General features: G+C 72.3%; 12 protein-coding genes. 6 read left to right on the plus strand and 6 right to left on the minus strand.

The window, feature by feature from the left end:
• Positions 1 to 354 precede the first annotated feature (354 nt).
• A complete protein-coding gene (locus ACIQMV_RS10340; protein ID WP_031128743.1) occupies positions 355 to 525 on the minus strand; it encodes a thiazolylpeptide-type bacteriocin in 171 nt (56 codons plus the stop codon).
• Positions 526 to 735: 210 nt separating this feature from the next.
• Here ACIQMV_RS10340 and ACIQMV_RS10345 point away from each other — a divergent pair, with 210 nt between their 5' ends.
• Positions 736 to 1,650: a HipA family kinase gene (locus ACIQMV_RS10345; RefSeq protein WP_402592312.1), complete on the plus strand. Its 915-nt coding sequence runs from the start codon at positions 736 to 738 to the stop codon at positions 1,648 to 1,650.
• Between the two features lie 193 nt (positions 1,651 to 1,843).
• Here ACIQMV_RS10345 and aceB read toward each other — a convergent pair whose 3' ends face one another.
• Complete coding sequence (aceB, locus tag ACIQMV_RS10350; RefSeq protein ID WP_402592313.1) at positions 1,844 to 3,469, minus strand: malate synthase A; 1,626 nt, start codon at positions 3,467 to 3,469, stop codon at positions 1,844 to 1,846.
• Between the two features lie 222 nt (positions 3,470 to 3,691).
• Complete coding sequence (locus tag ACIQMV_RS10355) at positions 3,692 to 4,291, minus strand: NTP transferase domain-containing protein (RefSeq protein ID WP_402592314.1); 600 nt, start codon at positions 4,289 to 4,291, stop codon at positions 3,692 to 3,694.
• 192 nt (positions 4,292 to 4,483) lie between these two features.
• On the opposite strand from ACIQMV_RS10355, the gene ACIQMV_RS10360 reads away from it, so the two are divergent.
• Positions 4,484 to 4,798: a DUF5955 family protein gene (locus ACIQMV_RS10360; protein WP_141356931.1), complete on the plus strand. Its 315-nt coding sequence runs from the start codon at positions 4,484 to 4,486 to the stop codon at positions 4,796 to 4,798.
• A gap of 73 nt (positions 4,799 to 4,871) precedes the next feature.
• Here the strand turns inward: ACIQMV_RS10360 and ACIQMV_RS10365 are convergent, their stop codons facing one another.
• Both ACIQMV_RS10365 and ACIQMV_RS10370 read right to left on the minus strand, forming a co-directional pair.
• Positions 4,872 to 5,510 (minus strand): response regulator transcription factor, encoded by a 639-nt coding sequence (locus ACIQMV_RS10365; RefSeq protein ID WP_141356929.1) that lies wholly within the window; start codon positions 5,508 to 5,510, stop codon positions 4,872 to 4,874.
• The gene (locus tag ACIQMV_RS10370; RefSeq protein ID WP_402592315.1) at positions 5,507 to 6,691 is read right to left on the minus strand and encodes a sensor histidine kinase; all 1,185 of its coding nucleotides are present in this window, start codon (positions 6,689 to 6,691) and stop codon (positions 5,507 to 5,509) included. Before ACIQMV_RS10370 ends, ACIQMV_RS10365 begins: the two co-directional genes overlap by 4 nt.
• A 135-nt stretch (positions 6,692 to 6,826) precedes the next feature.
• Here ACIQMV_RS10370 and ACIQMV_RS10375 point away from each other — a divergent pair, with 135 nt between their 5' ends.
• Together ACIQMV_RS10375 and ACIQMV_RS10380 are read left to right on the plus strand one after the other, a co-directional pair.
• Positions 6,827 to 7,861 (plus strand): ABC transporter permease, encoded by a 1,035-nt coding sequence (locus ACIQMV_RS10375; RefSeq protein ID WP_402592316.1) that lies wholly within the window; start codon positions 6,827 to 6,829, stop codon positions 7,859 to 7,861.
• Positions 7,858 to 8,577 carry an ABC transporter ATP-binding protein gene (locus ACIQMV_RS10380; RefSeq protein ID WP_402592317.1) on the plus strand — a complete coding sequence of 240 codons (720 nt, stop codon included), beginning with the start codon at positions 7,858 to 7,860 and terminating at the stop codon, positions 8,575 to 8,577. Before ACIQMV_RS10375 ends, ACIQMV_RS10380 begins: the two co-directional genes overlap by 4 nt.
• Positions 8,578 to 8,820: 243 nt before the next feature.
• Here ACIQMV_RS10380 and ACIQMV_RS10385 read toward each other — a convergent pair whose 3' ends face one another.
• Positions 8,821 to 9,624, minus strand: coding sequence for an IclR family transcriptional regulator (locus ACIQMV_RS10385; protein ID WP_141356922.1), 804 nt, complete (start codon positions 9,622 to 9,624; stop codon positions 8,821 to 8,823).
• A gap of 237 nt (positions 9,625 to 9,861) precedes the next feature.
• Here ACIQMV_RS10385 and ACIQMV_RS10390 point away from each other — a divergent pair, with 237 nt between their 5' ends.
• Together ACIQMV_RS10390 and ACIQMV_RS10395 are read left to right on the plus strand one after the other, a co-directional pair.
• Positions 9,862 to 11,355 (plus strand): NCS1 family nucleobase:cation symporter-1, encoded by a 1,494-nt coding sequence (locus ACIQMV_RS10390; protein WP_402592318.1) that lies wholly within the window; start codon positions 9,862 to 9,864, stop codon positions 11,353 to 11,355.
• 76 nt (positions 11,356 to 11,431) lie between these two features.
• Positions 11,432 to 12,157: an aspartate/glutamate racemase family protein gene (locus ACIQMV_RS10395; protein ID WP_402592319.1), complete on the plus strand. Its 726-nt coding sequence runs from the start codon at positions 11,432 to 11,434 to the stop codon at positions 12,155 to 12,157.
• Positions 12,158 to 12,281 lie beyond the last annotated feature (124 nt).

Raw genomic sequence — 12,281 nt, forward strand, 5'->3', positions numbered from 1 at the left:
TGGTGAGTGTCTACTGGCGTAGACCGTGGGTCAAGAGGTGGTCAAGAAAAGCTCAAGGGGCAAATTTCAGCCACTGACTATGCGTCAACTTGCATTGAAAACAGCGTCGTTACTGGTCACGGACCTGTCGGTGTCCCGCGCCGGGCGGACGCTCCCGAGAAGGCAGGCGCGTTTGACGGATGACGTTCTCCAAAACTTGTCACGGCATTCACTCCCGCTCCGGACGGCCCGGGGCCGGCCCGCGCGCCGCCGGGCGCCGGTGCGACCGGTCCGCGGGCACGGCGAACGCCCGGATCGCGACCGCCTCTTGACGAGGGAAGGCGCGAACCGGGCGCTGCGGCACCGGACCTGGGCTCAGGCGGAGCAGGAGGTGGTGCTGCAGGTGGAGCTGGAGGTCGAGGTGGAGCTGGTGCTCGTGCAACCGGCCAGCACGACCTCGCTGGCGTCCGAGTAGTCGGAGATCTCGAAGGTCTCGGCCTCGAGCTCGAGGATCTCGTCCGCGAGGGTGCTCAGGTCCTTGTTCATGGTGCCTCCCGATGAGTCGGGGCGGACCGCCGTGGCCGGCAGCCTCCGCCGTGTGGGGTACGGGACCATTCCAGCGGCCCCCGCTCACCGTTCGGCACGTCTGCCGCTGGCATCCCGCTGGCACGCGGCGCCAGCGGGCGACCGGGGGCGCGCGGAGGGATCGGCTCGCCGGTCGGAACTCCCCGGATTCTCCCCGTATAGCCTGGGAGGATGCTCACTGAGGTCCACGCCACCCGCTACATAGCGCCGCTGCGGTCCGGTGGCTCCGTACCCGGAGTCGTCGAGGCCGACGACCTCGGCACGTACGTGGTGAAGTTCACCGGCTCCGCGCAGGGCCGCAAGGCGCTGGTCGCCGAGGTGATCGTGGGTGAGCTGGCGCGCGCCCTCGGACTGCGGTTCCCCGAGCTGGTCCTCGTGCACTTCGACCCCGCGCTCGCCGCGCACGAACCGCACCAGGAGGTGCGCGACCTGCTCGACGCGAGCCCGGGCGTGAACCTCGGCATGGACTACCTGCCGGGCGCCGCGGACTTCACCCCCGAGGTCGCCGAGCACTTCCCGGTGGACCCCGTGGAGGCGGGCCGGATCGTCTGGCTGGACGCGCTGACCGTGAACGTGGACCGCACCGTCCACAGCTCGAACCTGATGGTGTGGCCGACCTTCGGCACCGCGCCGCCGCGCCTGTGGCTCATCGACCACGGCGCGGCCCTGGTCTTCCACCATCGCTGGGACGCCTCGGAACCGGGGAAGGCCTACGACTTCCGCCACCACGCGCTGGGCCGGTACGCGCCGGACGTGCGGGCCGCCGACGCCGAACTGGCCCCCAGGGTGACCGGCGAGCTGCTGCGGTCCGTCCTCGCCGAGGTGCCGGACGCCTGGCTCGCCGACGAGCCCGGTTTCGCCGGCCCGGACGAGGCCCGGCACGCCTACGTCGACTACCTCGCGGCCCGCGTCGAGGCCTCCCCGGCCTGGCTGCCCACCGACTTCCCCACCCGCGAGGAACTGGCGGCGGAGGAGTCCCGGCGGGCCGCGCGGACCCGGGCGGGCCGGCCGGACTGGCTCAAACACGTCCCCGACCTGCACGGCAGACCGGCCGCGGCGCAGGACTGGTCCGTGCACCTGGGATGACCGGCCGCGGCGCGGGGCTGGTCTGCGCGGGACTGGTCTGTGGGCTTGGGGTGACCGGTCGCGGCGCGGGGCTGGTCTGTGGGCTTGGGGTGACCGGTCGCGGCGCGGGGCTGGTCCGTGGGCCTGGGATGAGCCGGGGCATGACGCGAAGTGGCCCCGGAGGGTTCCGGGGCCACTTCGCGTGGTGCAGTTGTCAGCCCTTGAGCTGCTGGTAGGCCGGCAGGGTCAGGAAGTCGGCGTAGTCCTCGTCGAGGGAGACCTGGAGCAGCAGGTCGTGGGCCTGCTGCCAGTGGCCGGCGGCGAAGGCCTCGTCGCCGATCTCCTTGCGGATGTTCTCCAGTTCCTCGGCGGCGACCTCGCGGGCCAGCTCCGGCGTGACCTTCTCGCCGTTCTCGAACTCCACGCCCGCGTTGATCCACTGCCAGATCTGCGAGCGGGAGATCTCCGCGGTGGCCGCGTCCTCCATCAGGTTGAAGATCGCGACCGCGCCCAGCCCGCGCAGCCAGGCCTCGATGTAACGGATGCCGACCTGGACGGCGTTGACCAGTCCCGCGTACGTCGGCTTGGCGTCGAGGGAGTCGACCGCGGTCAGGTCGGCCGCCTCGACGTGCACGTCCTCACGCAGCCGGTCCTTCTGGTTCGGCTTGTCGCCGAGGACCTTGTCGAAGGACTCCAGGCAGATCGGCACCAGGTCGGGGTGGGCCACCCAGGAACCGTCGAAGCCGTCGCCGGCCTCGCGGTCCTTGTCGGCGCGGACCTTCTCGAAGGCCACCTTGTTGACCTCGGCGTCCCGGCGGGAGGGGATGAAGGCCGCCATGCCGCCGATCGCGTGCGCGCCGCGCTTGTGGCAGGTGCGCACGAGGAGTTCGGTGTAGGCGCGCATGAACGGAGCCGTCATCGTGACCGCGTTGCGGTCCGGCAGGACGAACTTGGCCCCGCCGTCACGGAAGTTCTTGACGATGGAGAACAGGTAGTCCCAGCGGCCCGCGTTCAGTCCGGCGGCGTGGTCGCGCAGTTCGTAGAGGATCTCCTCCATCTCGTACGCGGCCGTGATCGTCTCGATCAGGACGGTGGCGCGCACGGTGCCCTGCGGGACGCCGACGTAGTCCTGGGCGAAGACGAACACGTCGTTCCACAGCCGCGCCTCCAGGTGCGACTCCGTCTTCGGGAGGTAGAAGTACGGGCCCTTGCCGAGGTCGAGCAGACGCTGCGCGTTGTGGAAGAAGTACAGGCCGAAGTCGACGAAGGCGCCCGGCACCTGAGTGCCGTCCGCGTCGACGAGGTGGCGCTCGTCCAGGTGCCAGCCGCGCGGGCGCATGACGACCGTGGCGAGCTCCTCGTTCGGGCGCAGCGCGTAGGACTTGCCGGATCCGGGGTCCGTGAAGTCGATGTTCCGGGTGTAGGCGTCGATCAGGTTGAGCTGGCCGAGGACCACGTTCTCCCAGGTCGGGGCGGAGGCGTCCTCGAAGTCGGCGAGCCAGACCTTCGCACCCGAGTTGAGCGCGTTGATGGTCATCTTGCGGTCGGTGGGACCGGTGATCTCGACCCGGCGGTCGTTCAGGGCCGCGGGAGCCGGGGCCACCTTCCAGGAGTCGTCCGCGCGGATCGCGGCCGTCTCCGGGAGGAAGTCGAGCGTGGAGGTGCGGGCGATCTCGGCGCGGCGCCGCGCCCGGCGGGCGAGAAGTTCGTCGCGGCGCGGCGTGAACCGCCGGTGCAGCTCGGCCACGAAGGCGAGCGCCGCGTCGGAGAGGACCTCGTCCTGCCGGGGCAGGGGCTCGGCGTCGACGATGGCCAGCGGGGACGGCGCTGGTGCGGACATGAGCTGTCACTTCCTTCGGGGGAGCTTCTTCAGCGAACCACGTTCAGTGCCACCACGCCGTGGCACCGGATGCCAATAGCTATGAATGCGGCATTTCGCACCCGAGGAGCGGTCGAGTGCTTCTGAAGTGTGGATAGTAGTTTCCTCATGGTGGAAGTTCAATGGTGTGTTGACGTCGAGATTCTTCGAGTCGAGTGAAGGTGGCGCTCGGTGCCATCCCGCTCACTCAAGGTGGCCCAGGTCGGCCTCGGTGTCGATGTCGTACGCCCGTGCCACGTCCCCGCACTCGACGAGGGTGATCGATCTCTCGTGCGCCCTCAGGTAGGCGCGTGCCCCCCGGTCGCCGGTCGCGCTCTCCGCGACGCCGCCCCAGTGGGCCGCCCCGAGCAGCACCGGATGGCCGCGCACGCCGTCGTACGCGGCCGAGACCAGCGAGCCCTCGTCCCGGTACGCGGCCCGCACCCGGGCCACTGCCTCGGCGCTCACACCGGGCTGGTCCACGAGCAGGACCAGGGCCGCGCGGACCCCCGTACCGGCGAGGGAGTCCAGCCCGGCCCGCAGCGAGGAGCCCATGCCCTGCTCCCAGCGCGGGTTCTCCACGAGCACGCAGCCGGCCAGTGCCGCGCGCCGCCGCACCTCGGCCGACCGCGCGCCCAGGACCACGTGGACCCGTTCGCATCCGGCCGCCCGCAGGGTCCCGACCGCGTGCTCCACCAGCGGCCGGCCCCGGTGCACGAGCAGCGCCTTGGGCCGCCCGCCGAGCCGCCGCCCGCCGCCGGCGGCCAGCACCAGTCCCGCGATCTCGTCCTCTGCGCGTGTCATGGGTCCTGCATACCGCGGACCGTCCACCGTCGAGCCCGTGTGCGGGGGCTGAATTTCGGTCCCCGCGGTGGCGCACCCCGGTCCTGGTGGCGTTTACTGATCGGCGTCCCCCGGCGCCCGACCCGCTCGACAGGGATGTCCGACGGGACCACGGAGGGGACGGCGCACGACGGCGTGCGAGGGGGAGGGGCTGTGTTGCGGAGCTTGGACCGGCGGCCGGCGACCGGCGGCAAAGAGGATCCCAGGGTGACGGAACTGCGGACCGCCGTGGCCCGGCTGCGCCGTGAACTCGCCGCGCATCCGGCGGAGTTCTCCGACCGTGCCATCGCCGAGGACGAACTGGCCGCCCTCGCCGCGATGGCCGCCCACGGCACTCCCGAGATCCCGCGGCTGCGCCGCTCCCTGCTGCTGATCGCCGGATCCATCGGCTCGGTCAGCGCCCTGGCGCACGGACTGTCCCAGGTGCGTACCGCGGTCGACCTGTTCGCGGAGCCGCCGCGCGGTTGACGGACCCGTCAGTCCCGGCCGGTGTCCGTGCCCGGAGGCCCGGTGTGCGCGCCGGCGGGCCCGTCCGTGCCCGTCACGGTCTCAGGCGCCGGATGAGGCCCTGCCCGGTCGCCGCCGCCACCGCCGCGGTACGCGACTCGACGCCCAACTTGGCGTAGATGTGCACCAGATGGGACTTCACCGTGGCCTGGCTCAGGAACAGGCGCTTGCTGATCTGAAGGTTGGACAGGCCGTCGCGGACCAGTTCCAGCACCTCCAGTTCGCGGCGGCTGAGCGCGGCTGCGGGCGTGCGCATGCGGTCCATCAGCCGGTGGGCGACCGCGGGCGCGAGGGCAGAGCGGCCGGAGGCGGCGGTGCGCACCGCGGCGGCCAGCTCCTGCGGCGGCGCGTCCTTCAGGAGGTAGCCCGCCGCACCGGCCTCCACCGCGGCGAGGATGTCCGCGTCGGTGTCGTACGTGGTCAGCACCAGGACGCGCGGGGCGCCGGGCCGGGCGGTGATCGCCGCCGTCGCCTCCGCACCGTGCGCGCCGCCCGTGCCGAACTGCAGATCCATCAGCACCACGTCCACACCGCCCGCCGCGGCCAGCTCCACGGCGCGCTCCGCCGTCGGCGCCTCCCCGGCGATCTCGAAGTCGGGCTCGGCGGACAGCACCGCCTTCAGGCCCGCACGGACCACGGGATGGTCGTCCGCCAGCAGCAGCCGGATCGTCATACGCCGCCCCCGGAGACCGGGTACGGCAGCGTGACCGCCACCGCGGTGCCCTGGCCGGGCGCCGACTCCACGGCGAACGTCCCGCCCAGCGCCTCGGCCCGCGAGCGCATCGCGGGCAGCCCGAAACCGCCGTCCGCCGCCCGGTCGGGCCGTGCGGCGGTGTGCCCGGCGCCGGGATCGAAACCCGCGCCGTCGTCGACGACGTCCAACGCCACCGCCGTGTCCATGAAGCTCAGGGTGATCTCCGCGCGGTGGGCGCGGGCGTGCCGCAGGGTGTTGCCGAGCGCCGACTGGGCGATCCTGAGCAGCGCCACCTCGTAGGGGGTGGGCAGCTCGGCCGGAGTGCCGCTCACCGTGAAGCGGACCTTGGTCGGCGCGGCCACGCCCGAGCACAGCCGTTCCAGGGCTCCGGCCAGTGAGCCGCGTTCCAGGTCGGGCGGGGTCAGCGCGTGCACGAAGCGGCGGGCCTCGGCGAGGTTGTCCTGCGCGGTCGCGCGGGCCTGCTCGATGTGCGCGGCGGCCGGGGAGCCGTCGGGCAGCGCACGCTGGGCGGCACGCAGCAGCAGCTGGATGCTGGACAGGCCCTGGGCGAGCGTGTCGTGGATCTCCCGGGCCAGCCGCTCCCGCTCCGCCAGCGTGCCGGCGGTGCGCTCGGCGCCGGCCAGCTCGGCGCGGGTGGCCACCAGCTCCTCGATCAGCTCACGGCGCCGCTCGCTCTCCCGGTACAGGGCCTCGTAGCCGAGGACCGTGGCGACGGCGACCGCCGCGCCGAGCAGCGGGCCGATGAACGCGCCCGCGGTGACCTGCCCCCCGTGCCCGATGAAACCGGCGATGGCCGCGCCCGCGGTCGCGGCGACCGCGGGCAGGCTCCAGCGCACCGGCAGCAGGTGCAGTTGCAGGAAGTACAGCGGGAAGGCCGCCCACAGGGCCTCGGGAGAGAACGCGAGCAGCACCAGCCAGGCCACGCCGAGTGCCGCCAGCCACATCGCCGCCGCACGCCGGGAGCGCTGCACCGCCGGGCGCAGCACACCCCAGGCGAACACCGCGCCCGTGCCGAGAGCCGCCACCACCGTGGCAGGACTCGGCGCGCGGACCGCGGCGAGCGCGAGCAGGCCTGCGAACAGCGCGTACAGGCACAGGCGCAGGGTGACGACGACGGGGGAGTGGGTGCGGACATCCATGACGGGTCCAGGGTAGGCGGGCCGGGCGGGGCGCCGGTCAACCGAAAGTTCGAAAGACGGGTGCGTCCTTCGATCCGCGGCAGCCGTGCCCCGGCGCGATGCCCGGCGGGGGCGGTGCCGCGCAGGGTGGAGGACATGTTCGTCGCATGGAGAGACCTGCGCTTCGCCAAGGGGCGGTTCGCCCTGATGGGAGCCGTGGTCACACTGATCACCCTGCTCGTGGGGCTGTTGTCCGGGCTCACCGCCGGGCTGGCCGAGGAGAACGTCTCGGCGGTGAAGGGCCTGCCCGCCGACCACCTCGCCTTCGCCGCGCCACCCGGCGGCCGGCCGGTGTCGTTCACCGGTTCCTCGCTGCCGCCGGAGGCCGTCCGGCGGTGGGCGGAACGCGTTCCGTACGCGGAGCCGGTCGCGATCCGCACGCTCGACGCGGCCGCCGGGAGCCGTACGGCGGCGGTGTCCGTGTTCGCCGTACGCCCGGCGGCCGGCATCGCACCGGACGGCGTGGCGCCCGGGCGGGCCGTGCTCTCCGCCGAGGCAGCGTCCGCACTCGGCGTCGCCGCCGGGGACCGGGTCCGTCTCGGCTCCGCCGTCCGGACCGTGGCGGCCGTGACGGGCGGTGCCTCCTACAGCCACACGCCCGTGGTGTGGACGGCGTGGGACGGCGGCCGGGCGACCGTGATCGCGCTGCGCACGCGGGGCGCCGACGTTCCGGCCGGGGACCGGAGCGCCGGCACGAAGACCCTCGCCAAGGACGACGCGCTGACCGCGATCGGCTCCTACCAGGCCGAGAACGGCTCGCTGCAACTGATGCGCGGTTTCCTGTTCGCCATCTCCGCGCTGGTCGTCGGGGCGTTCTTCACGGTGTGGACGATCCAGCGGTCCCCCGACATCGCCGTACTCAAGGCGCTCGGCGCCTCCACCGGCCACCTGTTGCGCGACGCGCTGGGACAGGCCGCGGTGCTGCTCGCCGCCGGGACGCTGCTCGGCACCGGGCTCGCGGCCCTGACCGGTGCCCTGGTACGGGGCGGCGCGATTCCCTTCGTGCTCGACCTGCCGACCGTCCTGCTGCCCGCCGCGGTGATGGCCGCCCTGGGCGTGCTGGGCGCCGGCCTCTCCGTCCGGCGGATCACCGCCGTCGACCCGCTGACCGCGCTGGGAGGCGTGCGATGAGCCTGCTCCTCGACGACATCACCCTGACCTATCCCGACGGCGACGGCAGGCTCACCGCCCTGGACCGGGTACGCCTGGAGGTGCCCGCGGGCACGGTCACGGCGGTGGCCGGGCCGTCCGGCTCGGGCAAGTCCAGCCTGCTCGCGGTCGCGGCCACGCTGATCACGCCGGACAGCGGACGCGTATGCGTGGACGGTACGCCGACCGGGGAGCTGAGCGCCGCGGAGCGGGCGGTGCTGCGCCGCCGCGGCATCGGGATCGTCTTCCAGCAGCCCAACCTGCTGCCGTCGCTGACGGCGGCGGAGCAGCTGGAGGTGATGGCCCGTCTGGACGGCCGCCGGGCGGCGGCGGGCCGGGTCCGTGAACTCCTGGCCGCCGTGGGCCTCGCCGACCGGGCGCACCGGCGGCCGCACCAGCTCTCCGGCGGTCAGCGCCAGCGTGTCAACATCGCCCGTGCGCTGATGAACGACCCTTCCGTCCTCCTGGTCGACGAGCCCACCAGCGCCCTCGACCACGAACGCGGCGCGGCCGTCCTCGACCTGCTGACCAGCCTCACCCGTGCCCGCGGCACGGCGACCGTCCTCGTCACCCACGACCGCACCCACCTGGGCGCGGCGGACGCGGTGCTGGAGATGAGAGACGGACGGCTGGCCCCTCCAGCCGCCGACCGCCCCGGTGATTCGGGACACCGACTGGGCGAACGAGGAAGGGCCTGAGGGCGGCGGCCGGCCCGGTGGTGGGGGGCGGGAACCGGGGCGGCCGGGGTGGAGCCGGTTGGCCGGTGGTGCGTGCCGGCCCCGGCCGGGGCAGGGGCGGGCCGGGGGCAGGGGCCGGCCGGGGCCCAGCCCCTTCGGGCCGCCCGGTTGGCGGTCCGTCACCGCGTGCGCGTCCCCGCCCGCGGGCGGGGACGCGCACGTCCGTGGGCGGGATGCGCCGACCGGCAGCCGGCGGGCCGGGAATCAGGCCGCCGGGCCCGAGCTGGCGAGGGCCTTGGACAGTTCTCTCGCCACCTGCTGGAGGACCGGGACGATCCGTTCCGTCGCCGTGTCCGTGACCCGGCCCGCCGGGCCGGAGATGGAGATCGCCGCGGCGGTGGGGCTGTCGGGGACGGTGACCGCGAGGCAGCGGACCCCGATCTCCTGCTCGTTGTCGTCGACCGCGTAGCCGAGCCGGCGGACGTCCTGCAGGGCCGCCAGGAAGCCGTCCGGGGTGGTTATGGTCTTGTCCGTGGCGGCCGGCATGCCGGTGCGGGCCAGCAGCGCGCGCACCTCGTTGTCGGACGTGTGCGCCAGCAGGGCCTTGCCGACGCCCGTGGAGTGCGGCAGCACCCTGCGGCCCACCTCGGTGAACATCCGCATGGAGTGCTTGGACGGCACCTGCGCCACGTAGACGATCTCGTCCCCGTCCAGCAGTGCCATGTTCGCGGTCTCGCCGGTCTCCTCCACCAGCCGTGCCAGGTACGGCCGCGCCCACGTGCCGAGCAGCCGCGAGGCGGACTCGCCGAGGCGGATGAGGCGGGGACCGAGCGAGTACCGCCGGTTCGGCTGCTGCCGCACATAGCCGCAGGCGACCAGGGTCCGCATCAGCCGGTGGATGGTGGGCAGCGGCAGACCGCTCGCGGCGGAGAGTTCGCTCAGACCCACCTCGCCCCCGGCGTCCGCCATCCGCTCGAGCAGGTCGAAGGCACGCTCGAGGGACTGGACCCCACCGGTGGCGGCGGGGCCGGCGGAGGCGGAGGACTTGCGCTCGTCTGACGGCGGCACGTCGCATTCCTTTCTGCGGGTGTGGCCGCATGCTACCGGCCTGGTCGGATGCCTACCGAGGTCCGTCACGGGATGTTCCTACCGATCAGCAAGGGTTTGTCCATATCCTTGTCTGCATTGCGGTCGGGCTCTTGACGGTGCTCTCGGTGAAAACTACGTTCTGGCCACCGGAAGTTTACTTCCGTTCTGTGGAAAACACCGAACGTTCCCCCACTTTCCCCTCCCCGGGAGCCCCCTATGCCTCCTGCTGTGGATGACCGATCGTCCGTGGATACCGGCAACACAGGCAACACAGCCAGTTCCGGCCTGTACACGTACGATCTCGCCCCCACGAAGAAAGAAGGGCGCCGCTGGGGCGCCTACAACGTCTTCACGCTCTGGGCCAACGATGTGCACAGCCTCGGAAACTACGCCTTCGCGATCGGTCTGTTCGCGCTCGGCCTGAACGTGTGGGGCATCCTGGCCGCCTTCGCACTCGCTTCCGTCCTGCTCTTCCTGCTGCTCACCCTGTCCGGGTTCATGGGACACAAGACGGGCGTCCCGTTTCCCGTCATGAGCCGCATCGCCTTCGGCATCAAGGGCGCGAAGATACCGGCCGGCGTCCGCGGCGCCGTCGCCATTGCCTGGTTCGGCATCCAGACCTACCTCGCCTCCGCCGTCCTGAGCGCGCTGCTGGTGGCCCTGTTCCCCGGCCTGAGCCGGCTCCAGGCGCATTCCGTGCTCGGCCAGACCCTGCTCGGCTGGCTCACCTTCATGGCCCTCTGGGTGCTCCAGGTGCTCATCGTGAGCTACGGCATGCAGATGATTCGGCGCTACATGGCCTTCGCCGCGCCCACCACGCTGATCACCATGTCCGCCCTGGCCGCCTGGATGTTCTTCCGGGCCGGCGGATCGATCTCCCTGTCCGACGGCGCCGCGCTCACCGGCGGCGCGATGTGGCTGCACATCTTCCAGGGCGCCGCCCTGTGGGTGGTGATCTACGGCACCTTCGTACTGAACTTCTGCGACTTCACCCGGTCGGCCAGGAGCCGCGCCTCCATCGTCCGCGGCAACGTGATCGGCATCCCGGTGAACATGCTCTTCTTCGCCGTCATCGTGGCGGTGCTCAGCGGCGCGCAGTTCAAGCTCGACGGGCAGATCATCACCAGCCCCACGGACATCGTCCGCACCATCCCGAACATGATCCTGCTGGCCGCGGCCTCGCTCGCCCTCATCGCCCTGACCGTCGCGGTGAACCTGCTGGCCAACTTCGTGGCACCGATCTACGCCCTGGTCAACCTCTTCCCGCACCGGCTGAACTTCCGCCGCGCCGGCCTCGTGAGCGCGATCGCCGGCCTGGTGATCACGCCGTGGAACCTCTACAACAGCCCGATCGCGGTGGAGTACTTCCTCGGCGGACTCGGCGCCCTGCTCGGGCCCCTCTTCGGCGTGATCATGGCGGACTACTGGCTGCTGCGCAGGGCCCGGATCAACGTGCCCGACCTCTACACCGAGGACGCGCAGGGCGAGTACCACTACCGCCGCGGCTACAACCCGCGGGCCGTCTGGGCCTTCGTGCCGTCCGCGGCCATCGCCGTCGTCCTCGCCCTGGTGCCGGTCCTCCACGCCGTGGCCGGCTTCTCCTGGTTCGTCGGCGCCATCCTCGCCGCCGTCTTCTACACGGTCATCGCCGACCGCGGCGCCCTGATCCACGACGTGGACGGCGAGGCCATCGCGGTCGCCGCCGAATGAGCCGCGAACCGGCCACGAACCAGCCGTGGGTCAGCCACGAACGAGCCGTCCAGCAGGACCACCCAGAAAGCGAACCATGCGCATCCTCGTCGTGAACGTCAACACCACGCAGTCCATCACCGACTCGATCGGTGAACAGGCGGCGGGTGCGGCGTCCCCCGGCACCGAGATCGTCCCGCTGACCCCGTCCTTCGGAGCGGAGTCCGTGGAGGGCAACTACGAGAGCTACCTCGCCGCCATCGCCGTGATGGAGGCCGTCCGCGCCCATTCCGGACCCTTCGACGCCGTGATCCAGGCCGGATACGGCGAGCACGGCCGCGAGGGCCTTCAGGAACTGCTCGACGTACCCGTCGTCGACATCACCGAGGCCGCCGCGAGCACCGCCCAGTTCCTCGGCCGCTCCTACTCCGTCGTCACCAGCCTGGACCGCACGGTCCCGCTGATCGAGGAGCGCCTCCACATCGCCGGGCTGAGCGCCCGGTGCGCCTCCGTGCGGGCCAGCGGGCTCGCCGTGCTCGATCTGGAGCGGGACGAGAAGGCCGCCGTCGCCGCGATCGCCGAACAGGCCGCCCGCGCGGTGGAGGAGGACCGGGCTGAGGTGATCTGCCTCGGCTGCGGGGGCATGTCCGGGCTCACCGAGCGCGTCGCCGAGCGCACCGGCGTCCCGGTCGTCGACGGCGTGACCGCCGCCGTGACGATCGCCGAGTCCCTCGTCCGGCTCGGCCTGTCCACCTCCAAGGTGCGCACATACGCGCCGCCCCGGCCCAAGCGCATGGTCAACTGGCCCCCGCGCACGCGTTGACGCAGGTCGCACGAGGCCCGCGCAGGCCGCCGCGACGAGGTCCGCTCCGCCAAGAAGGTCTTGACTCATGAGGTTCGGCCATGAAGACTCCGTCTACAGGAAACTTGTTTCCGCTCTCCGGAAT

The organism is Streptomyces sp. NPDC091412 (genome assembly GCF_044756885.1).
Classification (GTDB): Bacteria; Actinomycetota; Actinomycetes; order Streptomycetales; family Streptomycetaceae; genus Streptomyces.

What these genes read in the sequence shown, in the direction of transcription:
- ACIQMV_RS10340 (WP_031128743.1), bottom strand. Translation starts at nt 525, where the DNA reads ATGAACAAGGACCTGAGCACCCTCGCGGACGAGATCCTCGAGCTCGAG.
- ACIQMV_RS10345 (WP_402592312.1), top strand. Translation starts at nt 736, where the DNA reads ATGCTCACTGAGGTCCACGCCACCCGCTACATAGCGCCGCTGCGGTCC.
- aceB (WP_402592313.1), bottom strand. Translation starts at nt 3,469, where the DNA reads ATGTCCGCACCAGCGCCGTCCCCGCTGGCCATCGTCGACGCCGAGCCC.
- ACIQMV_RS10355 (WP_402592314.1), bottom strand. Translation starts at nt 4,291, where the DNA reads ATGACACGCGCAGAGGACGAGATCGCGGGACTGGTGCTGGCCGCCGGC.
- ACIQMV_RS10365 (WP_141356929.1), bottom strand. Translation starts at nt 5,510, where the DNA reads ATGACGATCCGGCTGCTGCTGGCGGACGACCATCCCGTGGTCCGTGCG.
- ACIQMV_RS10370 (WP_402592315.1), bottom strand. Translation starts at nt 6,691, where the DNA reads ATGGATGTCCGCACCCACTCCCCCGTCGTCGTCACCCTGCGCCTGTGC.
- ACIQMV_RS10375 (WP_402592316.1), top strand. Translation starts at nt 6,827, where the DNA reads ATGTTCGTCGCATGGAGAGACCTGCGCTTCGCCAAGGGGCGGTTCGCC.
- ACIQMV_RS10380 (WP_402592317.1), top strand. Translation starts at nt 7,858, where the DNA reads ATGAGCCTGCTCCTCGACGACATCACCCTGACCTATCCCGACGGCGAC.
- ACIQMV_RS10390 (WP_402592318.1), top strand. Translation starts at nt 9,862, where the DNA reads ATGCCTCCTGCTGTGGATGACCGATCGTCCGTGGATACCGGCAACACA.
- ACIQMV_RS10395 (WP_402592319.1), top strand. Translation starts at nt 11,432, where the DNA reads ATGCGCATCCTCGTCGTGAACGTCAACACCACGCAGTCCATCACCGAC.